Origin of the sequence: Acidovorax sp., assembly GCF_046291265.1 — a bacterium.
Lineage (GTDB): Bacteria > Pseudomonadota > Gammaproteobacteria > Burkholderiales > Burkholderiaceae_C > Acidovorax.
Genome location: NZ_JBKBTV010000040.1, coordinates 19,845 through 46,387, shown reverse-complemented (window position 1 = coordinate 46,387; position 26,543 = coordinate 19,845). Strand labels below are relative to the sequence as shown.

Annotated in this window: 24 protein-coding genes; 21 read left to right on the top strand and 3 right to left on the bottom strand. The window is 62.6% G+C overall.

Annotated elements, in window-relative coordinates:
- Nucleotides 1-114: 114 nt before the first annotated feature.
- The 11 genes from ACK41V_RS15430 (at nucleotide 115) to ACK41V_RS15380 (ending at nucleotide 12,097) form a co-directional block, all read left to right on the top strand.
- On the top strand, nucleotides 115-864 hold the full coding sequence (locus tag ACK41V_RS15430; RefSeq protein WP_409783484.1) for a 16S rRNA pseudouridine(516) synthase: 750 nt from the start codon (nucleotides 115-117) through the stop codon (nucleotides 862-864).
- A gap of 233 nt (nucleotides 865-1,097) precedes the next feature.
- Nucleotides 1,098-2,084 (top strand): YncE family protein, encoded by a 987-nt coding sequence (locus ACK41V_RS15425; RefSeq protein WP_409783483.1) that lies wholly within the window; start codon nucleotides 1,098-1,100, stop codon nucleotides 2,082-2,084.
- 161 nt (nucleotides 2,085-2,245) lie between these two features.
- Nucleotides 2,246-2,920, top strand: a complete 675-nt coding sequence (locus tag ACK41V_RS15420; protein WP_409783487.1) for a polysaccharide deacetylase family protein — start codon at nucleotides 2,246-2,248, stop codon at nucleotides 2,918-2,920.
- A 90-nt stretch (nucleotides 2,921-3,010) separates the two neighbouring features.
- Nucleotides 3,011-4,039: a sterol desaturase family protein gene (locus tag ACK41V_RS15415; RefSeq protein ID WP_409783482.1), complete on the top strand. Its 1,029-nt coding sequence runs from the start codon at nucleotides 3,011-3,013 to the stop codon at nucleotides 4,037-4,039.
- Between the two features lie 35 nt (nucleotides 4,040-4,074).
- A complete protein-coding gene (locus ACK41V_RS15410; RefSeq protein WP_409783481.1) occupies nucleotides 4,075-5,004 on the top strand; it encodes an EI24 domain-containing protein in 930 nt (309 codons plus the stop codon).
- Entirely contained in the window at nucleotides 5,001-5,822 is an 822-nt protein-coding gene (locus ACK41V_RS15405) for a competence/damage-inducible protein A (protein ID WP_409783480.1), read from the top strand. The genes ACK41V_RS15410 and ACK41V_RS15405 overlap by 4 nt, the downstream gene beginning before the upstream one ends.
- Before the next feature lie 173 nt (nucleotides 5,823-5,995).
- Entirely contained in the window at nucleotides 5,996-7,411 is a 1,416-nt protein-coding gene (glnA, locus tag ACK41V_RS15400; RefSeq protein ID WP_409783479.1) for a type I glutamate--ammonia ligase, read from the top strand.
- Nucleotides 7,412-7,624: 213 nt separating this feature from the next.
- On the top strand, nucleotides 7,625-8,128 hold the full coding sequence (locus ACK41V_RS15395) for a hypothetical protein (protein WP_409783478.1): 504 nt from the start codon (nucleotides 7,625-7,627) through the stop codon (nucleotides 8,126-8,128).
- Between the two features lie 71 nt (nucleotides 8,129-8,199).
- Entirely contained in the window at nucleotides 8,200-9,222 is a 1,023-nt protein-coding gene (glnL, locus tag ACK41V_RS15390; RefSeq protein ID WP_409783486.1) for a nitrogen regulation protein NR(II), read from the top strand.
- Nucleotides 9,223-9,273: 51 nt separating this feature from the next.
- Nucleotides 9,274-10,926: a nitrogen regulation protein NR(I) gene (gene ntrC / locus ACK41V_RS15385; RefSeq protein ID WP_409783477.1), complete on the top strand. Its 1,653-nt coding sequence runs from the start codon at nucleotides 9,274-9,276 to the stop codon at nucleotides 10,924-10,926.
- 226 nt (nucleotides 10,927-11,152) lie between these two features.
- Nucleotides 11,153-12,097: a ferritin-like domain-containing protein gene (locus ACK41V_RS15380; protein ID WP_409783476.1), complete on the top strand. Its 945-nt coding sequence runs from the start codon at nucleotides 11,153-11,155 to the stop codon at nucleotides 12,095-12,097.
- 230 nt (nucleotides 12,098-12,327) lie between these two features.
- Here the strand turns inward: ACK41V_RS15380 and xth are convergent, their stop codons facing one another.
- The 3 genes from xth to ACK41V_RS15365 all read right to left on the bottom strand — a co-directional run bounded on the left by xth (nucleotide 12,328) and on the right by ACK41V_RS15365 (nucleotide 14,535).
- Complete coding sequence (gene xth / locus ACK41V_RS15375; RefSeq protein WP_409783475.1) at nucleotides 12,328-13,104, bottom strand: exodeoxyribonuclease III; 777 nt, start codon at nucleotides 13,102-13,104, stop codon at nucleotides 12,328-12,330.
- An 80-nt stretch (nucleotides 13,105-13,184) separates the two neighbouring features.
- Nucleotides 13,185-13,676 carry a dihydrofolate reductase gene (locus ACK41V_RS15370; protein ID WP_409783474.1) on the bottom strand — a complete coding sequence of 164 codons (492 nt, stop codon included), beginning with the start codon at nucleotides 13,674-13,676 and terminating at the stop codon, nucleotides 13,185-13,187.
- A gap of 19 nt (nucleotides 13,677-13,695) precedes the next feature.
- Nucleotides 13,696-14,535 carry a thymidylate synthase gene (locus tag ACK41V_RS15365; protein WP_409783473.1) on the bottom strand — a complete coding sequence of 280 codons (840 nt, stop codon included), beginning with the start codon at nucleotides 14,533-14,535 and terminating at the stop codon, nucleotides 13,696-13,698.
- Nucleotides 14,536-14,645: 110 nt separating this feature from the next.
- Between ACK41V_RS15365 and ACK41V_RS15360 the strand changes: the two genes are divergently transcribed.
- The 10 genes from ACK41V_RS15360 to dalD all read left to right on the top strand — a co-directional run bounded on the left by ACK41V_RS15360 (nucleotide 14,646) and on the right by dalD (nucleotide 26,539).
- Nucleotides 14,646-15,191, top strand: a complete 546-nt coding sequence (locus tag ACK41V_RS15360; RefSeq protein WP_409783472.1) for a hypothetical protein — start codon at nucleotides 14,646-14,648, stop codon at nucleotides 15,189-15,191.
- A gap of 80 nt (nucleotides 15,192-15,271) precedes the next feature.
- A complete protein-coding gene (locus tag ACK41V_RS15355) occupies nucleotides 15,272-15,784 on the top strand; it encodes a sigma-70 family RNA polymerase sigma factor (protein ID WP_409783471.1) in 513 nt (170 codons plus the stop codon).
- Nucleotides 15,781-16,875, top strand: a complete 1,095-nt coding sequence (locus tag ACK41V_RS15350) for a FecR domain-containing protein (RefSeq protein ID WP_409783470.1) — start codon at nucleotides 15,781-15,783, stop codon at nucleotides 16,873-16,875. The genes ACK41V_RS15355 and ACK41V_RS15350 overlap by 4 nt, the downstream gene beginning before the upstream one ends.
- A gap of 304 nt (nucleotides 16,876-17,179) precedes the next feature.
- Nucleotides 17,180-19,666, top strand: coding sequence for a TonB-dependent siderophore receptor (locus ACK41V_RS15345; protein WP_409783469.1), 2,487 nt, complete (start codon nucleotides 17,180-17,182; stop codon nucleotides 19,664-19,666).
- A gap of 383 nt (nucleotides 19,667-20,049) precedes the next feature.
- Nucleotides 20,050-21,393 carry an ABC transporter substrate-binding protein gene (locus ACK41V_RS15340; RefSeq protein WP_409783468.1) on the top strand — a complete coding sequence of 448 codons (1,344 nt, stop codon included), beginning with the start codon at nucleotides 20,050-20,052 and terminating at the stop codon, nucleotides 21,391-21,393.
- 171 nt (nucleotides 21,394-21,564) lie between these two features.
- Complete coding sequence (locus ACK41V_RS15335) at nucleotides 21,565-22,428, top strand: carbohydrate ABC transporter permease (RefSeq protein WP_409783467.1); 864 nt, start codon at nucleotides 21,565-21,567, stop codon at nucleotides 22,426-22,428.
- 13 nt (nucleotides 22,429-22,441) lie between these two features.
- Nucleotides 22,442-23,284, top strand: a complete 843-nt coding sequence (locus ACK41V_RS15330; protein ID WP_409783466.1) for a carbohydrate ABC transporter permease — start codon at nucleotides 22,442-22,444, stop codon at nucleotides 23,282-23,284.
- Nucleotides 23,285-23,333: 49 nt separating this feature from the next.
- Entirely contained in the window at nucleotides 23,334-24,377 is a 1,044-nt protein-coding gene (locus ACK41V_RS15325; protein WP_409783465.1) for an ABC transporter ATP-binding protein, read from the top strand.
- A gap of 5 nt (nucleotides 24,378-24,382) precedes the next feature.
- On the top strand, nucleotides 24,383-25,117 hold the full coding sequence (locus ACK41V_RS15320; RefSeq protein WP_409783464.1) for an SDR family oxidoreductase: 735 nt from the start codon (nucleotides 24,383-24,385) through the stop codon (nucleotides 25,115-25,117).
- Nucleotides 25,118-25,147: 30 nt separating this feature from the next.
- Complete coding sequence (gene dalD, locus ACK41V_RS15315; protein WP_409783463.1) at nucleotides 25,148-26,539, top strand: D-arabinitol 4-dehydrogenase; 1,392 nt, start codon at nucleotides 25,148-25,150, stop codon at nucleotides 26,537-26,539.
- Nucleotides 26,540-26,543 lie beyond the last annotated feature (4 nt).

The window sequence follows — 26,543 nt, the reverse complement described above, 5'->3', positions numbered from 1 at the left end:
AAAGTAGGTCATCGTCAGGCTCTTATAGCCCCAAACCCCCTCAGTCTCCAAAGGACTGGGGGGTTTTGCGTTGGGGCGCAGGAAAGTATCGATTAACTTTTCCCAGTCCATTTCATGCAATTACAGGATATTTTGTATTCGCAAGGTTTCGGAACTCGCCGTGTTTGTTCCGGACTCATTCAGCAGGGTTGGGTTTCGGTGTGTCTGGCGGGGGCAGACACTGAATATGTAAATTGCTTAAATGCGACTGCCGAGTTCGATCTGCAAGGTTTGCAACTGCGAGTTCAAGGCGTAGATTGGCCCTGTTATGAGAAAGCTTATGTGTTGTTGCACAAGCCAGCGGGCACAGAGTGTTCTCAAAAACCTTCTACTTACCCAAGTATTTACACACTACTGCCTGCGCCTTTGCGCCAGCGGCCGACGAAAAGCGCGGTGCAAGGGGTGCAGGCTGTGGGCCGACTTGATCAAGACACGACAGGAATGCTCTTGCTGAGTGATGACGGGCAATTTATTCATCGGCTCAGTTCTCCGAAGAAACATGTTCCCAAGGTCTACCAAATTACCACCAAGCACGCGGTGGATGCGTCACAAGTTGCGCGGCTTTTAAGTGGAGTTGTGCTGGATGATGATCCAAAGCCTGTAAGGGCCGCTGCGTGTGAGGTTATCGGAAGCAATCGGATAGACCTCACCTTGACCGAGGGGAAGTACCACCAAGTGAAGCGAATGCTCGCTGCGGTCGGCAATCGTGTGGAAGGGTTGCATCGGTCCCGGATTGGCGCTATGGAACTGCCAAGTGATCTGCCGCCAGGAGCGTGGAAATGGCTAAGCAACGATGACCTGGTTTTACTCAATCAGATGACCTGACAAATCGTAGCTTCGCCAACTCATCGACGGTTTCGGTTGTCTCCCATCGTTGGGCGCTAAATACGTAGATGTTTCTTTGAGATCGTGGCGAACTTGAGCAAGGATGCAGTCGCTCGGTGCTGGCACTCCAGTTCACGTGCAGCAATCGATCTCAATCCAAGATGTTACGTGTGCCCGCAAACGTCTAAGACAGGCGCCGCGCTACACTTGCAGGCTTAGCTGAAAGTGGTTCTGTGAAGATTTTTTCGTTTGTGCGTGCGTGTGTTGCGCTTGGCGGGCTCTGCCTGGCGGTCGTCAACGGAGCGTCGGCTGCTCCTACGCCCATCTTTGTATTGAATTCGCTGGAGGCGAATGTCAGTGTCATTGATCCTGTGACTTTGACTGAGACGGCCCGCATCCCCACGGGTAAAGAGCCGCATCATCTCTATCTCACCCCTGACGAAAAATCGATCATTGTGGCGAATGCACTGGGGGATACGCTGACGTTTGTGGACCCCCGAACGGCCCAGATACAGCGCACAGTTCGAGGGATCGTAGACCCGTACCATCTGCGTTTTAGCCCGGACATGAAGTGGTTCATCACAGCCGCCAACCGGCTGAACCATATTGATTTTTACCGCTGGGATGGCAAGGACCTGACGCTGGTTCAACGAGTAGCCACTTCGCGCACGCCGAGCCATCTATGGATCGACAGTCGCAGCACGACCGTGTATTCGACCATGCAGGACAGCGATGAATTGGTGGCTATCGACATTGCGACCCAGGGGATTAAGTGGCGGATAAAAACCGGTGCCATGCCGGCGGATGTCTACGGATCGTCGGATGACAAGCGTGTATTTGTCGGCCTCACGGGCAGCGACAGTGTGGAGGTGTTTGATGTCTCTGGTCGCGAGCCGATCAGCATCAAGAAAATCAAGACAGGGAACGGCGCACACGCCTTTCGTGCTGCTGGGGACGGTCGCCATCTTTACGTCAGCAACCGCGTCGCCAACACCATCAGCAAGATAGACATGGCGACGTACCAAGTGGTGGATTCTTATCCTGTACCGGGAGGGCCCGACTGCATGGAAGTTTCTGCCGACGGCCGGTTCATCTATGTCAGCTCGCGCTGGGCGCGCAAATTGTCTGTGGTCGATACGCACGCCAAAAAAGTGGTGCGGCAGGTCACGGTAGGGAAATCTCCCCATGGCGTTTGGACCTTGCAGCACGCTCCGCGTTAAGGCGTTGCTACCGATAGATGGGCGCTTTGAGGAAAACTCCTGTGAACACGCAGCGCGCTTCGTTTGCTATATTATTTGTAGCGTTATGCGCTTGCTACTCAAGCGCTAGAGCCCAAAAAGACTGTGAAAAACCGCTGTACTTGACCTTCGACACGGGTCACATGGCGATTGCCCCGTTGGTGGCCGACGTGCTCCACCGACAGCAGGTACGGGTTACGTTCTTCGCCGCAAACGAGCGGACGAAAGAAGGAGACGGGAGTCTGGGTGACCATTGGGCTCCCTGGTGGCGTGCCCGGGCGGCGGAAGGCCATGAGTTTGCCTCGCATACGTGGGACCACACCTATTGGCGTGCTGACATGGGAGCCTCAGATCAGCCGCTCTTCCGAGTCCGACCGTCTTCGGGCCCGCGTGAAGGCCAGGATTTCGTACTTTCCGCTGCTGGATATTGCTCTGAATTGACCAAGGCGGCGGATCGTTTAAAACAGATCACGGGCAAAACGCCACTGCCTCTGTTTCGTGCGCCGGGTGGCAAAACGTCAGCGCAACTTCTGACCAGCGCGCGTGCTTGCGGTTACACGCATGTGGGATGGTCGCCCGCCGGTTTTTTGGGTGACGAGCTTTCCAGCGAAAGTTTCAGCAACACCGCGCTGTTGAACAAAGCATTGCGCAACGTGCGCAGTGGAGACATTCTTCTCGCTCACCTGGGTATCTGGTCGCGCAAAGACCCGTGGGCACCTGCGGTGCTTGAGCCATTGATTGAAGGGCTCAAGCAGCGGGGGTTTTGTTTTCGCACCCTGCGCGAACACCCTGTGTACGGTCAGCAGACGGTGCGCTGAGCGCCATTTGGGCAATGCTTCAGATCCTCAACGCACGGATGCAAGGCGAGCGCGCGCATGTGTCTTTTGTGGCTGAGGGAGCGTAGGGAGATGGAATTGCTCGGCAACTGGTTTGACAGCGTGCAGCAGTGGTTGTTTGAAAGCGTGATGCAGCCGCTGATGTTTCATGTGGGTCTGGGAAACGTTCTCGAAACGGGTTACGAGGCGTCTGGATGGCTGTTGGTGGGCCTGTTGCAGCTAGTGGTGATTCTGGTGGTGATCGGCCCGTTGCAGCGACTCTGGCCGGTAGAACCGGTGACCGACCGTGCCACAATCCGTACCGATATTCTCTATACCCTGATCCACCGCCTGGGCCTTTTCCGCCTGGGTTTGTTCCTCGCCATTGATCCTTTGGTCGATGATGTTTTTGGGGCCTTGCGGGTCGCAGGTATCAGCACATTTCAGCTCGATGGCATTTGGCCGGGTATCTCCGATATCCCCTGGGTCAGCCTGTTGATGTACTTGGTCGTGTTCGATTTTGTGGACTATTGGATCCACCGGGGGCAGCACCATTTTGAGTGGTGGTGGCGTCTGCACTCCCTGCACCATGCCCAGCAGCAGATGACGATGTGGAGCGACAACCGCAACCACTTGCTGGATGACCTGCTGCGCGACACCATTTTGGTGGTGGTGGCCCAGCTCATTGGTGTGGCGCCTGGCCAGTTCATCGCTATTGTGGCGATCACGCAGCTGAGCGAGAGCTTTCAACACGCGAATGTGCGACTGTGGTTTGGCCGCTGGGGTGAGCGCTTGTGGGTGAGTCCGCGTTTTCATCGCCTGCACCACAGTGTCGGCATAGGTCACGAGACCATCAAACGGATGAATGGCCCGCTTGGCGATGCGGACGCCACAGGCTTGCCCAGCCCCAGGCATCGTGTGGTGCTGGGAGGGCACAATTTTGGGGTGCTGCTGCCCTGGTGGGACGTGCTGATGCGCACGGCCAATTTTGAATTGCGCTACGACCCTACCGGCGTACGCGACCAGGTAGAGCCCGGAGCAAACGGACAACTGCGCGACTATGGCAAAGGCTTCTGGTCCCAGCAGTGGCGTGGGGTGCTTCGGCTGTTTGGCAAAGCCTGATCGGCGCTGCAGGCGGTCCATGTATGCTTGCTGGCATGGGACTACTGTTCGATTCTTTCTGGCGCGCTGCCGTTTATTGCCTGCGACCGCGCGTCATCGTCTTGTCGCTGCTGCCACTGCTGTTGATGGCGGCGCTGGGATTGGGCTTGGGGTACTTTTATTGGGATGCAGCGGTACAAGGCATGCGGTCGTTGCTGGACGCATCCACACTGCTGGCGGGCTTCTGGAGCTGGCTACAAGGCTGGGGCGTGGGCGATGTGACGACGGTAGTCGCCCCCCTGATGGTTGTGCTGGCGATCACTCCACTGTTGGTAGTGCTTTCGTTGCTGGTGGTAGCCGTGCTCATGACACCCGCGCTGGTGGCGTTGGTAGCCGACCGGCGCTTCCCCAAGCTAGAGCGCAAGAAGGGCGGCTCTTTCATTGCCAGTGTGGCTTGGTCGCTCAGTTCTACCCTCCTGGCTTTGGTGGCCTTGGTGGTGTCTATCCCCTTGTGGCTTGTTCCGCCCCTTGTCCTCATTCTCCCGCCGCTGATATGGGGTTGGCTCACCTACCGCGTCATGGTGTTTGATGCTTTGGCAGACCATGCCAGCAAAGAAGAACGACGCGAGTTGTTTCTCCGGCACCGCAGCAGTCTGCTGGGCATTGGCATCCTCACCGGATATCTGGGGGCTGCACCCAGCATCGTGTGGGCATCGGGCGTGGTGTTTGCCGCCGCCTTTTTTGTGCTGGTGCCGCTGGCGATCTGGATCTACACACTCGTTTTTGCATTTTCGTCGCTGTGGTTCTCCCACTACTGCCTGGCGGCGCTTGAGCGCTTGCGATCAGAAAAAGAAGAAAGCTTGCGAAATGCCCCTGTCGCGGGTGGCTCCGCAGAGGGTTCAGATTCGACCCTGCTGCCCCAGGCCCCGGCCCCAGCATCTTTGCCAGAACCTGCAACATCTGCCAATGGAGCCCCTGCACCATGACTCCCCAATTTGGTCTCGTCATCGTTGGCGATGAAATCCTCTCTGGCAAGCGCGCGGACAAGCACATGCCCAAGGTGATCGAGTTGCTAGCGGCCCGCGGACTCTCTCTGTCGTATGCGGACTATGTGGGCGACAACCCCGATCGCCTCACTGCCACGTTGCAGCGCGCGTTCGCTAATGGGGACGTTGTGTTCTCGTGCGGAGGCATTGGCGCCACGCCAGACGACCGCACGCGCCAGTGCGCGGCACGCGCTTTGGGCGTTGAGCTTGTTTTGCACCCCGAGGCAGAGGCCCTGATCCGGGAGCGCATGCAAGACGTGGCGCGCGAGCAGGGTGTTCCGTACGAAGCCGACCGCCCGGACAACGTGCACCGCCTGAACATGGGCATGTTTCCTTTCGGCGCGCAAATCATTCCCAATCCCTACAACAAGATCCCCGGCTTCAGTTGCGGGGGCCCTGGCGGTGGGGCGGTGCACTTCGTGCCTGGATTTCCCGTCATGGCCTGGCCGATGATTGAGTGGGTGCTGGACCACCACTATTCAGCCCACTTCAATCGCACACCCCAGACCGAGCAATCGGTGGTGGTTTATGGTGCGATGGAGGCTGCGCTGACGCCGCTCATGCAACGCATCGAAATAATGCACCCCGAGGTGCGGGTGTTCAGTTTGCCCAGCGTGGATCATCCACAATACGGGCGGCATATCGAACTGGGCGTCAAAGGCCCGGCACCTTCTGTCCCGGCCGCATGGCAAGACCTGAAAAATGGACTGCACGAATTTGGTGCAACATGCGGCCCTGAATTGGTGCGCAACCTTTGATGTTCCTGGTTGATTCATGGATTGCACTTTATTGGTGCATTCCGCCGGGTGCCGAGCAGGTGCATAGCCCCTAGTGCTCCGTCCTAGTGCGAAGCCTGCACTGGGCTGGCACGCAAACTGCTTTTAAACCGGCAAATTCTTTTTTCAACAAGCGCTTTACCCAGGAGAACCTGATGGCCAAGACCATTGCAGACGTGATGAAGATGGTGAAGGAGAACGAAGTCAAGTTCGTTGACTTCCGTTTTACCGACACCCGTGGCAAGGAACAGCACGTCACCGTGCCCGTGTCCCACTTCGATGAAGACAAGTTCGCATCCGGTCATGCATTTGACGGTTCGTCTGTGGCCGGTTGGAAGGGTATTGAAGCTTCGGACATGCAGCTCATGCCCGACCCCAACACTGCCAACATCGACCCGTTCTTCGAAGAAACCACGATGTTTCTGCAGTGCGACGTGATCGAACCCGGCGACGGCAAAGCCTACGACCGCGATCCACGCTCCATTGCCAAGCGCGCTGAAGCCTACTTGAAGGCCTCCGGCCTGGGCGATACGGCCTACTTCGGACCAGAACCAGAATTCTTCATCTTCGACGGCGTTCGTTGGTCCAACGAACCCGGCAAAGTCATGTTCGAGATCGAAGAGTACGAAGCCCCCTGGAACTCGGGCGCCAAGCTCGAAGGTGGCAACCGTGGCCATCGTCCCACCGTCAAGGGCGGCTACTTCCCCGTGCCTCCTGTCGACAGCACGCAAGACATGCGCGCCGAGATGTCCCTGATCCTCGAATCCCTGGGCATCCCGGTCGAAGTGTTCCACCACGAAGTGGCGGGCGCTGGCCAGAACGAAATCGGCACGCGTTTCAGCACGCTGGTCGAACGCGCTGACTGGACCCAAGTCCTGAAGTACGTGGTCTGGAACGTGGCCAACGCCTATGGCAAGACCGCCACCTTCATGCCCAAGCCCTACGCTGGCGACAACGGTTCCGGCATGCACGTGCACCAGTCCATCTGGAAGGACGGCAAGAACCTGTTTGCAGGCGACGGCTATGCTGGCCTGTCGGACTTCGCGCTGTACTACATCGGCGGCATCATCAAGCACGCACGTGCCCTGAACGCCATCACCAACCCTGGTACCAACTCGTACAAGCGCCTGGTGCCCGGCTTCGAAGCCCCGGTGAAGCTGGCCTACTCGGCCCGCAACCGCTCGGCCTCGATCCGTATTCCGTATGTGGCCAACCCCAAGGGCCGCCGCATTGAAGCGCGTTTCCCCGATCCATCGGCCAACCCTTACCTGTGCTTCTCGGCCTTGATGATGGCCGGTCTGGACGGCGTGGAAAACAAGATTCATCCCGGCGAAGCCGCCACGAAGGATCTGTACCATCTGCCACCCGAAGAAGACAAGCTGGTGCCTACCGTGTGCCACAGCCTGGACCAAGCGCTGGACTATCTGGACAAGGACCGTGGTTTCCTTACCAAGGGTGGCGTCTTTACCGACTCCATGCTGGATGCCTACATTGACCTCAAGATGGGTGAAGTCACGCGTTTCCGCATGGCGCCTCACCCCGTTGAGTACGACATGTACTACTCCCTGTAATGGCTTGCTAGCAGGCCACTACGAACCAAAAGGCGGCGCAAGCCGCCTTTTTTTATGGGGACGCCGCGGCCAATGCCCGCGATTTTGGAACCAACGATGGCAGGCGCGTATCCGTAAGCAAAGCCCCGCCGGGGTGTGCAAGTGTTGAATTGGCGATGTGTGGTGATTGGGGGATACTCCCCTGAAACCTGCGTGGCAGTGCGAGGAAACCGAATGAAAAAAACGCTCATCACCCTGATAGTCATCGCCGCATCGGCACCCGCCGTCTGGGCGCAAGACCGCATTTACCGCTGCGGCAATGAATACACCAACAACGCCACCCAGGCCAAAGAGCGCGGCTGCAAGCTGGTGGAGGGCGGCAATGTCACGGTCGTGCAGGGCACGCGCCCTGCGACAGCAGCCGCGGCTCCAGCGCCTGCTGGTGGCGCAGCGCCAGCCGCGTCCCCGGCCAACGCACCACGCGTCAGTAACAACGACCAGAAGGCACGTGACGCCGATGCACGCTCCATTCTTGAATCCGAGCTGCGCAAAGCCGAAGCCCGCCATGCGGATCTGGCCAAGGAATACAACAACGGCGCGCCAGAGCGCAATGCGTTGGACCTGCGCAATCCCCAGCGCTACATGGAGCGCACCGCCGAGCTCAAGGCCAGCGTGGCCCGCAGCGAAAGCGACATCGCAGGTATTAAGCGCGAGCTTGCCCGCCTGCCCGCAAATTAATCACCAAAGTGAGTTCTTTTGCCCCTGACGCTCCGGGTGCTGGCACGGAGCGTTTTCATTCACTGGACCTGATGTCCACCCTGGTCGCCGTACTGCGTGCAGACGGCGCCGTCCAGTTTGCCAATGCCGCCCTGGAAAACACGCTGGGCCTGTCGCGGCGCACCCTGGAAGGCGTCGATTTTTCTACCTTTTTTACCGACCCCGCGCTGCTGCAAACCGCGCTTGCAGGGGCTCGTGGCAAAGACTTTGCTGCGCTGCGCTACGAGGCCAGCCTGAAGCGCCTGCACCAAGAGCCCGTGCCGGTGCACGTCAGCGTGGCCGACGCCGAGCAGGTGGGCGAAATTTTGGTCGAGCTGTGGCCCCTGGAGCAGCAAGCCCGCCAAGACCGTGAAGAGCGCTTGCTGGACCAGGCCCAAGCCAACAAGGAGCTGATCCGCAATCTGGCCCATGAGATCAAGAACCCCTTGGGGGGTATCCGCGGCGCCGCGCAATTGCTGGAGATGGAGCTGGAAAGCCGCGAGCTCACCGAATACACCCAGGTCATCATCCACGAGGCCGATCGCCTGCAAAGCTTGGTAGACCGCCTGCTGGCCCCGCACCGCCACCCCCATCTGGTGGGGGACGTCAACGTCCATGAGGTGTGCGAGCGGGTCCGCTCCCTGGTGCTGGTGGAGTATCCGCAAGGCCTTCGGGTGCAACGCGACTACGACACCTCGATCCCAGAGTTTCGGGGGGACCGCGCCCAGCTCATCCAGGCGCTGCTCAACGTTGTGCAGAACGCTGCCCAGGCCCTCACAGACCGCATCGCTGCAGGCGATGCCGTGATCACATTGCGCACCCGCGTGGCCCGACAAGTAACGTTTGGTCGCCAGCGCTATCGGCTGGCACTGGAATTGCATGTCATCGACAACGGACCAGGCGTGCCCGACGCGATCAAGGAGCGGATTTTTTACCCTCTTGTATCGGGTCGGGACGGCGGGTCAGGGCTGGGGCTCACGTTGGCACAAACCTTCGTACAGCGGCACCATGGATTGATCGAATGCGACAGCGTACCGGGTCGCACCGACTTCCGTATCCTGATTCCCTTGCCTTAAAAACGCACGATGGTCCCTGACACGCAACCACAGGGAAGGTAAGAAAAACATATGAAGCCGATCTGGTTAGTAGATGACGACCCCTCGATCCGCTTCGTCCTGGAAAAGGCGCTAGCCCGGGAGAACCTGCCCACGCGCAGCTTCACGCACCCCCGTGAAGTGCTCGATGCGCTGGCCGACATCACACCGGGCGATGCCGCACGACAAGGCCCCCAGGTTCTGGTCAGCGACATCCGCATGCCCGGAGGCTCGGGCCTGCAGCTGCTCGAAAAAGTACGCGAACTCCAACCCGGACTGCCCGTCATCATCATGACGGCGTATTCCGACCTGGACAGCGCCGTATCGGCCTTTCAGCGCGGTGCGTTTGAATACCTGCCCAAGCCCTTCGACCTGCCCAAAGCGGTGGAGCTGATCCGCCGCGCGGTCGAAGAAAGCCAGCGCGAGGAAGTGACCGAAGAGCGCCAGGCCGAAACCCCCGAGATGATGGGTCAGGCGCCTGCCATGCAGGACGTGTTCCGCGCCATCGGCCGACTCAGCCAGAGCCAAGTGACGGTGCTGATCACGGGCGAATCAGGTTCCGGCAAAGAGCTGGTAGCGCGTGCACTGCACAAGCACTCGCCCTGTGCCGACGGACCCTTCGTGGCCATCAACACGGCCGCCATTCCCAAAGACCTGCTCGAATCCGAACTCTTCGGCCACGAGCGGGGTGCGTTCACGGGCGCACAGACGCAGCGGCGCGGCCGCTTTGAGCAGGCCGAAGGCGGCACGCTGTTCCTCGACGAAATCGGCGACATGCCGTTTGACCTGCAAACGCGTCTGTTGCGTGTGCTGTCGGATGGCCAGTTCTACCGCGTGGGCGGCCATGCGGCCGTGAAAGCCCACGTGCGCGTGATCGCTGCCACCCACCAAGATCTGGAAAAACGCGTGAAGGAAGGGGGCTTCCGCGAGGATTTGTTCCACCGCCTGAACGTGATCCGCCTGCGCTTGCCCGCGCTGCGCGAGCGGCACGAAGACGTGCCCATGCTGACCCGCCACTTTCTGCAGCAAAGCGCGCGGCAGCTGGGTGTGGAGCCCAAGCGCATTGCCGACTCGGCCCTGGCCCGGTTGGAGCTGTTCGCCTTCCCGGGCAACGTGCGCCAGCTAGAGAACATCTGCCACTGGCTGACGGTGATGGCGCCCGCGCAAGTTATCTCCGTGCAAGACCTGCCCCCCGAAGTGCTGGAAGCGCCGACGTACCAGTTGCCGGTGCGGGCTGACCAGCCTGCCGCTGCGTCTGCCGCTGCGCATGCGGCGCCTGTCGTGTCGGCACCGCCGTCCGAGCTGGTCGGCGGGATTCACCCTGCGGCTTCGGCGCCTTCCACTCCTTCGGTCGGCGCGTCGGCTGCGGCTGTGACGGGTGCGGTGCTGGCAGGGGCACCCTCGTGGTCCGTGGCCGATGCTCACGCAGCGCCTGTGGCCGTTGCCGCGAGCACCATCCACACCTGGGAGCAGGCCCTGGAAGCCGAGGCGCAAAAGCTGCTGGCAGGTGGTCAGCCAGAGGTGTGGGACGCGTTGACGCGCCGCTTCGAGTCGCGGCTGATTCGCACCGCCTTGTTGGCCACCCATGGCCGCCGGATGGAGGCGGCTCAGCGTCTGGGCATCGGTCGCAACACCATCACCCGCAAGATCCAGGAACTGGGGCTGGATGCCCCGGATGAAGCATGAAATAGGCTGCTAGCGCTTGATGGATAAGCGCTAGTAGCTATCAAAATTGCAAAATCGGCGCCCGCTGAACAGCCGCTGTGATCTCGATCACAGCGTGCTGCCAGTGCGTGGGCGCGGACTGCCGGGCAGGTTCCCATGTCCTACAAGCAGGCCCTCCCTGTGCCGACCCAAGGCTCTGGCGACAGCTTCAACAATGAAGTCACTGTCAACCAACCGGAGACCTTCTATGTCGGATTTCAATGATGCCAACCGTGACCCTTTGACCAATGAGCCAGGCGCTCATCCTGTCGGAACGGGTGTGGGTGCGGCAATGGGTGGCGCCGCAGCTGGTGCAGCCGCTGGTGCCTTTGGCGGCCCTGTGGGCGCAGTCATCGGCGGCGTGGCGGGTGCTGTGGCAGGTGGCTTGGCCGGCAAGGCCGCCGCCGAAGCCGTGAACCCCACCGAAGAAGACGCTTACTGGCGTGAAAACTATGAACGCGAGCCTTACTTTGTGGGCGGACGCACCTATGACCATTACCGCCCTGCATACGAGTTGGGTTGGTCGTCGGTAGGCCGCTACGAGGGCGATTTCGACGCCGTCGAACCCCGGCTGGCCGATGACTGGCGCGCCCGCCATGCCACCGACGGCCTGGCCTGGACGGATGTGCGTCCCGCCACTCGCGCTGCCTGGGACCGTGCCTCCGGTACTGCCTTGAACAACGACCGTCCCATGGACGTTCTGGACAACGACGACGTAGTTGATGTACTGAACGACCTGCTGGAATCGTCCCGCGATGGCGAGTACGGCTTTCATGCGTGTGCAGAGCACGCCGAGTCCGGCGAGCTGAAGGGGATCTTTCAGCGCCATTCCCGCGAATGTGCTGCCGCCGCCGTGGAGCTGGAGCACGAGATCCGTCGCCTGGGTGGTGACCCCGCATCAGGTGGTTCCGTATCTGGTGCGTTGCACCGCGGCTGGGTCTCGGTCAAGACCGCCCTGTCCACCAGTGACGACAAGGCCGTTCTGGAAGAGTGTGAACGCGGTGAAGACGCAGCAGTCGCCCGTTACCGCAAGGCGCTGAAGGCCAACCTGCCCGTTGATATCCGTACGCTGCTGGAACGCCAATCGCAAGGTGCTCAGCGCAACCACGACGAAGTGCGTGCACTGCGCGACGGCTTTTCGCCACAACGCTAAGCGGTAGTGCAGGGCGCCCTGCCTGTCGTGACCGTGCACTTGGGTAGTGCACAGTGCGACCGGGGTGCGACCTGCGCATAGCAACAAACTAGCAAAACGCAGCAGCACAATTGGCCTGCTGCCGTCGCCAGAAAAAAGGCTGCAAGGAGAAATCCTTTCAGCCTTTTAGCCTTTGGCCCATAGAGAACGTGCGCCCGCGAGACCCGCGTCTCCACGCAGGCGGTGGATCTTCAGGACATCGTCACCACCACGGGCGCGTGATCACTTGGCTGCGGATTTTTGCGCGGTACGCGGTCGACCACACAAGCGGTCACACGGGGCTTGAGCGCTTCGCTCACCAGGATGTGGTCAATGCGCAGCCCCCGGTTTTTCTGAAAGCCGAGCATGCGGTAGTCCCACCACGAATAGGCTTTCTCGGGCTGGTCAAACATACGGAATGCGTCGGTCAGCCCCAAGGCCAGCAGTGCCTGGAAGTGGTTGCGCTCTTCGGTGGTGTGGTGAATGGTCTCGCGCAAACCGACGGGGTCGTACGAGTCGCGGTCTTCCGGCGCAACGTTGAAGTCGCCCACCAGCACCAGGCCTGGGTGGGCCGCCATCTCGGCGCGCACCATGTCTTGCAGCGCCTGCAGCCAGCGCATCTTGTAGGCAAATTTTTCAGACCCAGGCTCTTGCCCGTTCACAAAATAGCCATTGAGCAGGCGCAAGGGCCCCGACGGGGTGTCCAGCGTGGCGCCAATCACGCGGGCCTGTTCGTCGCCAAACGCCGGGATGTTGCGCACCACATCGCGCATCGGATGGCGGCTGAGGATGGCGACCCCGTTGTAGGTCTTCTGGCCCAAAGCCACCGCTTCATAGCCGAGCTCCTTGAAGGCATCGTGCGGAAACTTGTCGTCCGTCAGCTTCAGCTCTTGCAGCCCCAGTGCGTCGACTGGATTGGTGGCCAACCAGGCCAGCACCTGCGGTAAACGCACGGTGAGGGAGTTGATGTTCCAGGTGGCAATTTGCATATGTTTTTGGCCTCTAGCGCTTTATCTATAAGCGCTAGTAGCTATCAATAGATGAGTAAGTAGGGGATTGATCTCGTCCGTCAAACCCCGGCCCGCCGATAGGTCACAAAACTGAAAGGCAAGCCCTTGGTGCTGACATGGCGGCTGCGCGCTGCGGCCACCCATTCGGTACCGAGTGCAGGTGCCACCGCGTCGCCGTCAAAGTCCTGCTCGATCTCGGTCACTTCGACGCAGTCGGCCAGCGGCAGTGCCTCGGCATAAATCTGCGCGCCACCGATCACCCAGATGGTCTGCTGCGCGTCGCACAGCGCCAGGGCTGCGGGCAAGCTGGCGGCGGGTTGTGCGCCGTCGGCCTGCCAGTCGCTTTGGCGCGTGACCACGATGTTGGTGCGCCCCGGTAGCGGGCGAAACCGCGGCGGCAGCGAGTCCCAGGTCTTGCGGCCCATGATGACCGGGCAACCCTGCGTGAGCTGCTTGAAGTGCGCCATGTCTTCGGGGATGTGCCAGGGAATGGTGTTGTCTTTGCCGATGACGCCGTTGGCTGCGCGGGCGTAGATGAGGTGCAGAGGCATGACGTTCTCTCCGCGTTCGTCAGACGGCCACGGGCGCCTTGATGGCAGCGTGACACTGGTAGTCCAGCACTTCGAAATCTTCGTACTCGTAGCCGAAGATGCTGTCGGGCTTGCGCTTGATGTTCAGCGCGGGGTAGGGGTAGGGCGTGCGCGCCAGTTGCGTCTGCACCTGCTCGTGGTGGTTGCTGTAGATGTGGCAATCGCCGCCGGTCCAGATGAAATCACCCACGTCCAGGTCGCACTGTTGCGCCACCATGTGGGTGAGCAGCGCGTAGCTGGCAATGTTGAAGGGCACGCCCAAAAAGATGTCCGCACTGCGCTGGTACAGCTGGCAGCTCAGCGTGCCGCGCCCGCCGGGCTCCTGCGCCGGTGCCACATAGAACTGGAAGAACGCATGGCACGGCATGAGGGCCATCTTGTTCAGCTCGGCCACGTTCCAGGCGCTCACGATGATGCGGCGCGAATCGGGGTTGGTCTTCAGCGTCTGGATCACGTCGCTGATCTGATCGATGTGCCCACCGTCGGGTGTCGGCCAACTGCGCCACTGCACACCGTACACCGGGCCCAGGTCGCCGTCCTCGCGCGCCCATTCGTCCCAGATGGTGACGCCGCGCTCCTTGAGCCAGTTGTTGTTGCTCGATCCGGTCAGGAACCACAACAGTTCCTGAATGATGGACCGCAGGTGCACCTTCTTGGTCGTAACCAGCGGAAAGCCCTCTTTCAAGTCAAACCGCATCTGGTGGCCGAAGACGCTGCGCGTGCCGGTGCCCGTGCGGTCGGATTTCTCGACACCGTGCGTGAACACATGGCGCATGAAGTCTTCGTACTGGGAGCGGACGGGGTGGGCGTGTTCTGTCATGGCGGTGGGAAGTCGAAAGACGCGATTTTAGGGGGGCGGGAGAGCTGGCAGTCCGGCTAAGCTAGCAGACCTTCCTGTCTCGCAGTCCTTTCCAGAAAGCACCACACACCATGCGCCCGGTTGCCCCTGCCTCCCTTTGCTCTGCCACGTTGGCTGCACTTGCCCTGGCGCTGCTGGCGGGCTGTGGAGGCACCGTGCCTACTGCGCCCACTGCTACCGGCACATCCAGCGTATCTGGCGCATCGGGGGGCTGGGGGCGTCCGTCAACCCCCGCCACCGTCATCAGGGCGGTCAACCCCTGGCCCGGCTTGCAGGCGCAGGTGGGTCGTTACCCGACGGAGGGCACAGACTACCTGCGCACTGGCCCGCTGGCCGACCGGTTGCGCGGGCTGCTGGGGTCTACCAACTACCCCGTGCTGCTGGACAACCTGGCCGTCAGCAGCCCGCTTCGGCAAGAGGGGGCGATGCTTTACATCACCGGCAATCGGCCGCACGCGGGCGGCATCGAGGCCGCCGCCGTGGTGATCCACCCCGCGACGGACGCGGTGCGCGTGTGGTTGCTGACCGGTGGCGAGGAATGGGATGTGCAGGACCAGGGCGCCCCCAAAATCCTGCCTGCCGACGTCGTCACGATGATGGAAAACGCGCGGCGCTGAGCCTGCGCGCCCCGGCGGGGCGGGTAGATGGGCGAATGCATTTTCTATAATCGAGAATCATTCGCAAAAACAGTCGCACTATGCCCGCCGCCCATCCCCTGCATGCGCTTTACAGCGATCACCACGGGTGGTTGCAGTCCTGGCTGCACCGGCGGCTGGGTTGCGCCGACGATGCGGCGGACCTGGCGCAGGACACCTTTGTGCGCCTGCTCGCCCGCCCGGCGGCCCTAGCGCCCGACGCGCTGCGCGAACCCCGGGCCTACTTGACCACCGTGGCGCGTGGACTGCTGGTGGATTTCTGGCGCCGCGGGGAGCTGCAGCGCGCCTACCTGGCCGACTTGGCGCAGCAACCGGAGCCGCTGCACCCCTCGCCCGAGGAACGCCTGGCCGCCGTGCAGATGCTGCAGGCGGTCGACGCGCTGCTGCAGGGCCTGACTCCCAAGACGCGTGCCGCCTGGCTGATGAGTCGACTCGATGGCCTGACGCATGCAGAAATCGCCGAGCAACTGCAGGTCTCAGTCCCTCGCGTGCGCCAATATTTGGCCACCGCCGTGCGCCGCGCCTACCACCTGCGATTCGGCGGCGCCGCGTGAGCGCCACTTGGCCTAATGGCAGCAATGGCAGCCAGCCCGGCACGGCGGCAGATGACCGGCCCGTGCCGCCTGCGGTGCTTGACGCCGCCATCGACTGGCAACTGCGGCTCGCCCCCGAGCGTGACGACACGGCCGCGCCGACCGACAGGCAGGCACTGGCGGATTGGCTGGCAGCCCACCCCGACCATGCCCGCGCGTGGCGCCAATTGGGCGAGATCGACGCGCAGTTCACCCGCGCGGGTGGCGCAGCAGTGGGCCTCGCCGCCCGCGCAGCGCTGTTGAACCGCCGCCAGCGCCGCCCGGTGCGCGCAGCCGGTGCCGTGCTGGGGCTCGCGCTGGCAGTGGCCTGCGGTGTGCTGCTGTTGGACCGCTTTCAACCCGTGGGCCACTTGCTGGCCGACCACCGCACTGCCACCGGAGAGCGCCGCACCATCGTGCTGCCCGACCAGACCGTGCTGCACCTGAATACCCGCAGCGCCGTGGATGTGGTGTTCACGCAGGACCAGCGCGCCATCCGCCTGCTGGAGGGCGAGGTGGCCGTGGAGACCAGCCACTCCGACCCGTTCGAGCAGCGCCCGTTCGTTGTGACGACCGAAGACGGCAGTCTCCGCGCGCTGGGCACCCGGTTCACCGTGCGCCGCTGGCCCCAGACGGACGCCGAACGCGATGCCGGTCAGGCCGGCACCGAGGTCGCCGTCACCCAGTCGGCCGTCGCGGCTCGCCCGGCGGCCTGTGCCGTGGCGGCGCCCGAGCCTTGCGCCGCCGAGCGCATCGTGCCCGCAGGGCAGGGCGTGCGACTGGTGAGCGGGCGCGTGGAGCCTTTGACCACCACCGTGCCCGATGCCGACGCTTGGAAGGACGGCATGCTCGTTGTCGACAACCAGCCGCTGGGTGACGTGGTGGCCACGCTAGCGCGCTACCGCGCCGGGCGCCTCAGCGTCGATCCCCGCGTGGCCAGCCTGCGGGTCACGGGCACGCTGCCGCTGGCCGACACCGACCAAGCCCTGCTGGCGCTGACCGCAGCGGTGCCGGTGGATGTGGTGTCGACGACCCGGTGGTGGGTCACGTTGGAGCCGCGTTCTGAACGTTGAGTCAAAAATATGAATGAAAATGCACTGTAGCGCTTGATGGATAAGCGCTGGTAGCTATTGAAAAGTGAGTAATTCGCAGTCCATCTAGCCTGCGCGTGCGGCAAGGCGCTGTCAGCAGGCAACTGCAGGGGGCAGGCATAGCAACACGCCACTGGCTTGCTGCTACGCCAGCTCAGTCGCCAGATTTCTCTTTTTATTTCCACACGCCCCTCTCACTTTTCCGCGCTCGTTCGGCAATCAGACAGAGACCGTGCATTCGCGCGGTTGTTCTCTTCTTCGATGTGACCGTTACGGAGCCTGATCCATGCCCTCTGCCGTTCTCCCTTTCCCGCTGAACCCTCGCGCCGCGGCGCTGCTGCTTGCGCTGGCGGCCTCTGCCGTGGCCACGCAGCCAGCCATGGCGCAGGTCACCACAGCCACGCCCGCAGCTGCTGCGGCGCGCGACTACGACCTGCCCGCAGGTCCGCTGGGTGGCACGTTGAACCGCATCGCACGCGAGGCGGGCCTGGCGCTCACCGCCGATGCGCAACTGATGGAAGGCCGCAGGGCAGCCCCGGTGCGCGGGCGCTTGGATGCGCCGGAGGCGCTGCGCCGCGCGCTGGCGGGATCGGGGCTGGAGCTGCGGGAGGCCACGGGCGGCATCTTCACCCTGCGCGAGGCGCCGCGGCCTGCCGCGCAGCAGGCGCCTCGGCTCAGCGACGCCGCGACCTTGGGCGCCGTCACGGTGACGGCCAGCGCCGACACAGAACCCAGCGATCTGCCGCCCGCCTACGCGGGCGGCCAGGTTGCCACGGGTAGCCGGGTCGGTGTGCTGGGCAATCAGAGCCTGATGGACACCCCGTTCCACATCACCAGCTACACGGCCGAACTCATGCAGGACCAGCAGGCGATCACCGTGGCCGATGTGCTGGCCAACGACCCCTCGGTGCGCACTGTGTCGTACAGCCTGACGAACGCCGCCGCAGGGGGTGACATCTTTCTGATCCGCGGCTTCTCGGTGCAGGACTCGGTGCTGTTCGACGGCATCGGCGGCATCGCCACCAACCGTGCGGGGGCCGTCGCGGCGGCCGAACGGGTCGAGGTGCTCAAAGGCCCCAATGCGCTGCTCAACGGCATGGCGCCAGGGGCGGGCGGTGCGGTGGGCGGTGCCATCAACCTGGTGCCCAAACGGGCGGGCGATGTGCCGCTGAACCGCGTGACCACCACCTACTTGTCCAAAGGCAACCTGGGCGGCCATCTGGATGTGGGCCGCCGGTACGGGGACGAGCACGAATGGGGTGTTCGTTTCAACGGCGTCTACCGTGACGGAAAGACCGCCACCCAAGGCCAGTCCGTCGAGCTGGGCGCGGCAGCGCTGGCCGTTGACTACCGGGGCAGGCAGCTGCGGGCCTCGGTGGACGTCGGCCACCAGACGATGAACAACGAAGCGCCACAAGGCGCTGCGGGCTTTGGCATCGACGACGCCATTGCCATCCCCAGGCCGCCCCAGGCCAGCCACCGCATCGCGCAGGACTGGGAGTTCGCCAGGTCGCAGAGCAACTACCTCTTGGCCAAGGCCGAGTACGACCTCACCCCGGACTGGACGCTCTCGGCGGCGGCGGGTGGCAGCCACACGCGGTCGCGGTACCTCTCCACCGACGTGTTCGTGACCAGCGTGCAGGGCGACGCGCAGGCCACCACGTACTTCTGGCCCAACTGGACGAACTACCGCACCGTGCAAGGCGGCCTGCAGGGCACGGTGCGTACCGGCGAGCTCACGCACCGCATCAACCTCCACGCGTCGTACCTGAAGAAAAACAGCGGCTACACGGCGGACTACTACGGCTTCGACGGCTTCGGAAGCAGCATGTACTCGCCTGCGACCGTCGCACGTCCGTCCATCGACGGGTTTTCATCGCGGCCACCGAAAACCGATTCCTTGCAACTGCCGTCCGTGGCGGTGTCCGACACGGTCTCGTTGTGGCAAGACCGCCTGGCCGTCACGCTGGGCGCCCGCTACCAGCGTGTGAAGGGTCTCAAGTACGACACTACCACCGGGGCCGGCAGCATCGCGTACGACGAACATGCGGTAACGCCGGCGCTGGCGGCGGTGTTCAAGCTCCAGCCGCACCTGTCGCTCTACGGGAACTACATCGAGGGGCTGGTCCAGGGCGATTCAGCGCCGCTGGGTACCACCAACGCCGGACAGGTGTTTCCGCCGGTCAGGACGAAGCAGCGGGAGGTGGGCGTGAAGGCCGATTGGGGCCGCTTCAGCACCACGGCCAGCGTGTTCCACATCCAGAAGCCGAGTGGGCTGGTGGCATCCAACGGCGATGGCACTTTCACCTACCAAGTCGGTGCAGAGCAGCGCAACCGCGGGGTCGAGCTGAATGTCTTTGGCGAGGTGGCCCGGGGCACGCGCCTGCTGGGCGGCGTGACCTTCAATGACGCCAAGCTCACCAAAACTGAAGGCGGCGCGTACAACGGCAACGCCGCGCCGAACGTGTCGCGCTGGCAGCTGAACCTGGGCGGCGACCACCACGTGGCGGCCATTCAGGGGCTCACGCTGTCGGCCCGCATGATCTCCAGCAGCCCGCAGCATGTGGACGCTGCCAATCTTCGCAGCATCCCTGGCTGGACGCGCTGGGACATCGGAGCCCGCTATACCACCCGGGCTACCGGACGGCCGCTGGTGTTGCGGGCCAGCGTGGACAACCTGTTCAACCGAAACTACTGGTCCAGCGGCTCCGGAAACTGGCTGTACGTGGGCGGTCCACGCACGGTCACGCTGTCTGCCACGGTGGACTTCTGAGCTGCTGGGCGAAGCCAGCGCGCCCGGGCTGTTGGACGGGCATTCGCCTCGCGCAAGTGCTTTGAGGTATAAAAATTTGGTCAAATTGCCACTTTGCGCTTATTGGATAAGCGCAGATAGCTATTAATTTGATAGTTGAAGGCATGCCATGCTACGTCCGTGCCGAGGCAAGGTGAATGCCGACGCAGAGGGAGTTTTAGATACCCAATTGATAGTCCTAGGTATAAATCCTGATTTGTTGGTGCATAAAAGTATCTTTGCGGACTCTGGGAGTACCAATCGGGCATCGCAGCATCGGTATCGTTCAGTCCGTCAATGCCCGCATGCCTTGCGCCGGTGTTGAAAGGCAGATTCCCATACCAACTACCGAGGAGACTTTTCCGATGCCACATTCCACCCGTGTCGCCGCGCCCAAGCGCCTGGCCCTGGCCGCTGCGCTGGCCACCACACTGACCATGTCGCTGTGCGGCGCCGCCAGCGCGCAGACCGAGCTTGTGATTGCCACTGTGAACAACGGCCACATGATCGAGATGCAAAAGCTCAGCAAGAATTTTGAGCAGGCCAATCCCGACATCAAGCTGAAATGGGTGACGCTGGAAGAAGGCGTTCTGCGCCAGCGCGTCACGACCGACATCGCCACCAAGGGCGGTCAGTTCGACGTGATGACGATTGGCCTGTACGAAGCGCCCATCTGGGGCAAGAAAGGCTGGCTGCAGGAGCTGAAGACGGATGCCGCCTACGATGTGGACGACCTGTTGCCCGCGGTGCGCAGCGGCCTGTCCATCGACGGCAAGCTGTTTGCGGCGCCGTTTTACGCGGAAAGCTCCATGCTGATGTACCGCAAGGACCTGGCCGACAAGGCGGGCGTGCAGGTGCCCGAGCGTCCCACGTGGCCGCAGATCAAGGACCTGGCCGCCAAGATGCATGACCCCAAGAACGGCGTGTATGGCATCTGCCTGCGTGGCAAGCCGGGCTGGGGCGACAACATGGCGTTTTTGACCACGCTGGTCAACACGTTCGGCGGTCAGTGGTTTGACATGCAGTGGAAGCCACAGCTCGAATCCAAGCCGTGGAAAGAAGCCATCACGTTTTATGTGGACCTGCTCAAGAACTACGGCCCGCCCGGCTCCGCAGCCAACAGCTTCAACGAAATCCTGGCGCTGACCAACTCGGGCAAGTGCGGCATGTGGATCGACGCGACCATCGCGGCATCGTTTGTGAGCGACCCTAAACAATCGAAGGTGGCTGACCAGATGGCGTTTGCCCAGGCCCCCACCATGAACACGCCCAAGGGTGCCAACTGGCTGTGGTCGTGGAATCTGGCGATTCCCGCCGGTTCCAAAAAGGTCGATGCCGCGCAGAAGTTCATCACCTGGTCGACCAGCAAGGACTACATCCAGTTGGTGGCCAAGACCAATGGCTGGGCCAACGTGCCCACCGGCACGCGCAAGAGCACGTATGCATCGCCAGAGTTCCAGAAGGCAGCCCGCTTCGCTGCGGCGGAGAAGACCGCCATCGACTCGGCCAACCCGACGGATTCGACCCTGCCGAAGAGCCCGTATGTGGGCGTGCAGTTCGCTGCCATCCCTGAGTTTCAGGCCATCGGCATTGCGGTGGGGCAGCAGATGAGCGCGGCCCTGGCAGGCAAGACGACGGTGGATGCGGCGCTGAAGGCCAGCCAGGTGTCGGCCGAACGTGAAATGAAGAAGGCTGGCTACTACAAGTAAGCAGTCATCCGGCTACTGCGCAGCCCGATCTGGGGGCGGTGTTCCTCGCCGTACGAGAGTACGGCTGCGGTACAGCGACCCTGCCTCAACCCGCTCGCGACGCCGACTGAACGCCTATTGCGCTGCTGGTTTTAATTTCATCTGGCAAAGCCGGATTCTCCCGAGACTCCCATGAACCGCCGCCTGCTCCCCCGTCTGCTGCTCACGCCAGCCATGGTCACGCTCTTCCTGTGGATGATCGTGCCGCTGGTGATGACGATCTACTTCTCGCTCATCCGCTACAACCTGATGCAGCCGGACCAGACCGGTTTTGCTGGGCTGGAGAATTTTGAGTATTTCGTCACCGACCCCTCGTTCGGCACGGCGGTGCTCAACACCATCTTGTTGCTGGGCAGTGTGATCCTCATCACGGTGGTGTTCGGCATTGCGATTGCGTTGCTGATCAATGAGCCGTTTGCGGGCCGGGGCATCGTGCGGGTGCTGTTGATCTCGCCGTTCTTCGTCATGCCCACGGTCAACGCGCTGATGTGGAAGAACATGATGATGAACCCCATCTACGGCGTGCTGGCGCAGGTGTGGATGTTCTTCGGCGCACAGCCGGTGGACTGGCTGACGGACCACCCGCTGTTCTCGGTCATCGTCATGGTGTCGTGGCAATGGCTGCCTTTTGCCACGCTGATTTTCATGACCGCGCTACAGAGCATGAACCACGAGCAGCTGGAGGCCTCGCGCATGGATGGCGCCAACTACCTGCAGCAGTTGCGCTATCTGTACGTGCCACACCTGGCGCGTTCGGTGGCGGTGGTGGTGATGATCGAACTCATCTTCTTGCTCAGCATCTTTGCCGAGATCTACACCACCACAGCGGGCGGGCCGGGCGATGCCAGCACCAACGTCACCTTTTTGATCTTCAAGCAGGCGCTGCTCAACTTTGACGCGGGCGTGGCCTCGGCTGGGGCGCTGTTCGCGGTGATTCTGGCCAACATCGCGGCGGTGTTTCTGATCCGCATGGTCGGCAAGAACCTGGACAAATAACCAAGCGCGAACCATGACCACCACACGACGCCGTTCCAACTATCCGCTGGGCATGCTGGCCCTGCGCACCGTGGCCGCCTGGGGCGTGGCCCTGCTGCTGTTCTTTCCGCTGGGCTGGCTGCTGCTCACCGCGTTCAAGACCGAGCTGCAGGCCATTGCCGTGCCGCCCGAGCTGTTCTTTGTGCCCACGCTGGAGAACTTTCATGAGGTGCAAGAGCGCAGCGACTACCTGCTGTATGCCAAGAACTCGGTCATCACCAGCGTGGTGTCCACCCTGGTCGGGCTGATGCTGGCGGCGCCCGCAGCGTATGCCATGGCCTTCTTCAAAGGCAAGTACACCAAGGACATCCTGATGTGGATGCTCTCCACCAAGATGATGCCCGCCGTGGGCGCGCTGGTGCCGATCTACGTGCTGGCGCAAAAGAGCCACCTGCTCGATACGCAACTGGCGCTGATCATCGTGTTCGCGCTGTCCAACCTGCCCATCATGGTGTGGATGCTGTACTCGCACTTCAAGGACATCCCGCGCGAGATCCTGGAGGCCGCGCGCATGGACGGCGCCACCCTGTGGCAGGAGGTGCGCCTGGTGCTGCTGCCCCTGGGCATGGGCGGCCTGGCATCCACCGGCCTGCTGTGCCTAGTGCTGTCGTGGAACGAGGCTTTCTGGAGCCTGAACCTCAGCGCCGCCAAGGCCGGCACGCTGGCCACGCTGATCGCGTCCTACTCCAGCCCCGAGGGCTTGTTCTGGGCCAAGTTGTCGGCCGCCTCGCTGATGGCGATTGCGCCCATCGTGGTGTTTGGCTGGTTCAGCCAGAAGCAACTGGTGCAAGGCCTGACCTTTGGCGCCGTGAAGTAACGCGCAGCTCTCCCATCTAACGCAATCAAGTTTTCAGGAACCCGATTCCATGGCCTACCTTCAACTGCGCGGCATCGAGAAATTCTTCGGTGAGCACCGCGCCATCAAGGGCATCGACCTCACCATCCAGCAAGGCGAGTTCATCGTCTTCGTCGGCCCCTCGGGCTGCGGCAAGTCCACGTTGCTGCGCCTGATCGCGGGGCTGGAGAACATCGACGGCGGCTCGCTCATGCTCGATGGCCGCGACATCACCGACCAGCCGTCGAGCAAGCGCGACCTGGCCATGGTGTTCCAGAGCTATGCGCTGTACCCGCACATGAGCGTGTACGAGAACATGAGCTTCGCGCTCAAGCTCGCCAAGGTGGATCCGGCCATCGTGCGCGAGAAGGTCGAGCGCGCCGCCGCCATCCTGAACCTCACCACCTACCTGCAGCGCACGCCCAAGGAGCTGTCGGGCGGGCAGCGCCAGCGCGTGGCCATCGGCCGCGCCATCGTGCGCGCGCCCAAGGTGTTTCTGTTCGACGAGCCACTGTCCAACCTCGACGCTGCGCTGCGCGGCCAGACCCGCGTGGAGATCGCCAAGCTGCACCGCGACCTGGGCGCCACCACCATCTACGTCACGCACGACCAGGTGGAGGCCATGACCCTGGCCGACCGCGTGGTGGTGCTGCGCGACGGGCTCATCGAGCAGGTCGGCACGCCACTGGAGCTGTACGACCGCCCGGCCAACCAGTTTGTGGCCCAGTTCATCGGCACGCCGCAGATGAACGTGGTGCCTTTGTTGCAGTTGCCACTGCCGGTGCAGCAACAGGCTCCCGCAGGCGCCGAGGGCGGGTGTATCGGACTTCGCCCGGAGACCATTGCCGTGCGCAGCCCCGGCGTTACGCCAGTGACTGGCCAGGTGGATCTGGTCGAAGCGCTGGGCGCCGAAACGCTGATCTACGTGGGTACGCCAGGCGGTGCGCAGTTTGTCGCACGCCAGACCGAACGCACCAGCCTGCGCGCGGGTGACGCGGTCAGTCTGGAGATTGATGCCTCAGAGGCGCATTGGTTTGACCCCAACGGTCGTGTTGTGGCTCGCCAGGCTGCATGACCACCATGGCATTTCGACAAGCACTGCAAGGCAAGGTGGCTGCAGTCACCGGCGCGGCCTCGGGCATTGGGTTCGCCAGTGCCAAGGCCATGGCCGATGCGGGCGCACACGTGGTACTGATCGACCGCGATGAAGCAGCACTGGCCAGGGCCTGCGCCGCCATCGGCGCCAGCGCCTCACCGTTGGTGCTGGATCTGCTTAATGCCAAGCAATGCGCCTGCCTGCTGGAGCGCACGCTCGCCATCGCGGGCCAGCTCGACATCTTTCACGCCAATGCGGGCCTGTACGTGGGCGGCGACCTGGTGGACGCTGATCCCGACGCCATCGACCGCATGCTGAATCTCAACGTCAATGTGGTGATGAAGAACGTGCACAACGTGCTGCCCCACATGATTGCGCGTAGCACGGGCGACATCATCGTCACCAGCTCGCTGGCGGCCCATTTCCCCACGCCGTGGGAGCCGGTGTATGCATCATCGAAGTGGGCGGTGAACTGCTTCGTGCAGACCGTGCGCCGCCAGGTGTTCAAGCATGGCATCCGTGTGGGCGCCATATCGCCGGGCCCGGTCATCACGTCGCTGCTGGCCGACTGGCCTGCGGAAAAGCTCGAAGAGGCCAAGGCCAATGGCAGCCTCATCGAGGCCGCCGAAGTGGCCGAGGTGGTGCTTTTCATGCTCACCCGCCCGCGGGGCATGACCATTCGCGACGTCGTGATGATGCCCACGAACTTCGACCTCTAGTCCCCATTTTTTGAATCTGTGCAACGCACCATGAATTTCATTCTGCACCTGGGCTTGGGCTCCTTTCACCGCGCCCACCAGGCCGTCTACGTTCACCAGCTGCGCCAACAGGGCGATACAGACTGGGCCATCGTCGGGGGCAACCTTCGGCCCGACATGACCGAGACCATCGCCGCCCTGCAGGCCCAGGGCGGACGCTACACGCTGGAAACCGTCACGCCCCAGGGCGAGCGCAGCTACACCGTCATCGAGTCGATCGAGCGAGTCGTTTCGTACCAAGACGATCTGGCGCCGCTGATCGCCGCTGGCGCCGACCCGGCCACGCGCATCATCGGCTTCACCGTGACCGAAGCGGGCTACTACCTGGACGCCCAGAACCAGCTCGACTGGCCCACCTTTGCCGACCTGCGCGCCGACCTCGCAGCCGTCAAGTCGGGCCAGGCCGGTCACACCATTTATGGCGCTTTGGTCTGCATCCTGCGGGCCCGCATGTTGGCGGCCGCAGGCCCTGTGACGTTGATGAACTGCGACAACCTGCGCCACAACGGCGAGCGCTCGCGCGGCGGGCTGCTGCAGTTCATCGACGCGCTGGGCGATGCCGCGCTCAAGGCTTGGGTGCTTGCCAACACTAGCAGCCCCAACGCCATGGTTGACCGCATCACGCCGCGCCCCACACCCGACGTGGCCGAGCGCGTGAAGGCCGCCACCGGCTGGGACGACAAGGCGGCGCTGATGGGCGAGAGCTTCATCCAGTGGGTGATCGAGGACCAGTTCATTGCCGGGCGCCCCGCATGGGAAAAGGTGGGCGTCGAGATGGTGGACTCGGTGCAGGCCTACGAGGAGGCCAAGATCCGCCTGCTCAACGCCACCCACAGCTGCATCGCCTGGGCAGGCACGCTGGCGGGCTACCAGTACATCCACGAAGGCACGCACGACGCCGCCATCCGCCAGATGGCCTATGACTACGTGACCGATGATGCGATCCCCGTATTGCTGCCGTGCCCCATCAACCTGGAGCAGTACCGCGACGTGGTGCTGGACCGCTTCGGCAACCCCGCCATCGCCGACACCAACCAGCGTGTGGCCATGGACGCGTTCTCCAAGATCCCCGGCATGATCGCGCCCACCATCAGCGACCAACTGGCCCGCAATGCGCCGTTCGACAGCGTGGCCATGCTGCCCGCGCTGTTTCTGGCTTACCTGCAGCGCTGGCATGCGGGCCAGATCCCCTACGACTACCAGGACCAGGCCATGGACCCCGCCGTGGCACATGCTATTTGTAATGCTGCCGACCCTGTGGCGGCCTACGCCGCAGACACAACACTGTGGGGTGAGATGGCCAGTCACCCCCAACTGGTGGAAACCCTGCGCAAAGCCTATGCCCGCGTGTTGGCCTTTGTGGCAGAGCGGACAAAAGCCTGATGCT

Coding starts and splice junctions, on each gene's coding strand:
- ACK41V_RS15430 (WP_409783484.1), top strand. CDS start 115: ATGCAATTACAGGATATTTTGTATTCGCAAGGTTTCGGAACTCGCCGT.
- ACK41V_RS15420 (WP_409783487.1), top strand. CDS start 2,246: ATGGCGATTGCCCCGTTGGTGGCCGACGTGCTCCACCGACAGCAGGTA.
- ACK41V_RS15415 (WP_409783482.1), top strand. CDS start 3,011: ATGGAATTGCTCGGCAACTGGTTTGACAGCGTGCAGCAGTGGTTGTTT.
- ACK41V_RS15410 (WP_409783481.1), top strand. CDS start 4,075: ATGGGACTACTGTTCGATTCTTTCTGGCGCGCTGCCGTTTATTGCCTG.
- ACK41V_RS15405 (WP_409783480.1), top strand. CDS start 5,001: ATGACTCCCCAATTTGGTCTCGTCATCGTTGGCGATGAAATCCTCTCT.
- glnA (WP_409783479.1), top strand. CDS start 5,996: ATGGCCAAGACCATTGCAGACGTGATGAAGATGGTGAAGGAGAACGAA.
- ACK41V_RS15395 (WP_409783478.1), top strand. CDS start 7,625: ATGAAAAAAACGCTCATCACCCTGATAGTCATCGCCGCATCGGCACCC.
- glnL (WP_409783486.1), top strand. CDS start 8,200: ATGTCCACCCTGGTCGCCGTACTGCGTGCAGACGGCGCCGTCCAGTTT.
- ntrC (WP_409783477.1), top strand. CDS start 9,274: ATGAAGCCGATCTGGTTAGTAGATGACGACCCCTCGATCCGCTTCGTC.
- ACK41V_RS15380 (WP_409783476.1), top strand. CDS start 11,153: ATGTCGGATTTCAATGATGCCAACCGTGACCCTTTGACCAATGAGCCA.
- xth (WP_409783475.1), bottom strand. CDS start 13,104: ATGCAAATTGCCACCTGGAACATCAACTCCCTCACCGTGCGTTTACCG.
- ACK41V_RS15370 (WP_409783474.1), bottom strand. CDS start 13,676: ATGCCTCTGCACCTCATCTACGCCCGCGCAGCCAACGGCGTCATCGGC.
- ACK41V_RS15365 (WP_409783473.1), bottom strand. CDS start 14,535: ATGACAGAACACGCCCACCCCGTCCGCTCCCAGTACGAAGACTTCATG.
- ACK41V_RS15360 (WP_409783472.1), top strand. CDS start 14,646: ATGCGCCCGGTTGCCCCTGCCTCCCTTTGCTCTGCCACGTTGGCTGCA.
- ACK41V_RS15355 (WP_409783471.1), top strand. CDS start 15,272: ATGCCCGCCGCCCATCCCCTGCATGCGCTTTACAGCGATCACCACGGG.
- ACK41V_RS15345 (WP_409783469.1), top strand. CDS start 17,180: ATGCCCTCTGCCGTTCTCCCTTTCCCGCTGAACCCTCGCGCCGCGGCG.
- ACK41V_RS15340 (WP_409783468.1), top strand. CDS start 20,050: ATGCCACATTCCACCCGTGTCGCCGCGCCCAAGCGCCTGGCCCTGGCC.
- ACK41V_RS15335 (WP_409783467.1), top strand. CDS start 21,565: ATGAACCGCCGCCTGCTCCCCCGTCTGCTGCTCACGCCAGCCATGGTC.
- ACK41V_RS15330 (WP_409783466.1), top strand. CDS start 22,442: ATGACCACCACACGACGCCGTTCCAACTATCCGCTGGGCATGCTGGCC.
- ACK41V_RS15325 (WP_409783465.1), top strand. CDS start 23,334: ATGGCCTACCTTCAACTGCGCGGCATCGAGAAATTCTTCGGTGAGCAC.
- ACK41V_RS15320 (WP_409783464.1), top strand. CDS start 24,383: ATGGCATTTCGACAAGCACTGCAAGGCAAGGTGGCTGCAGTCACCGGC.
- dalD (WP_409783463.1), top strand. CDS start 25,148: ATGAATTTCATTCTGCACCTGGGCTTGGGCTCCTTTCACCGCGCCCAC.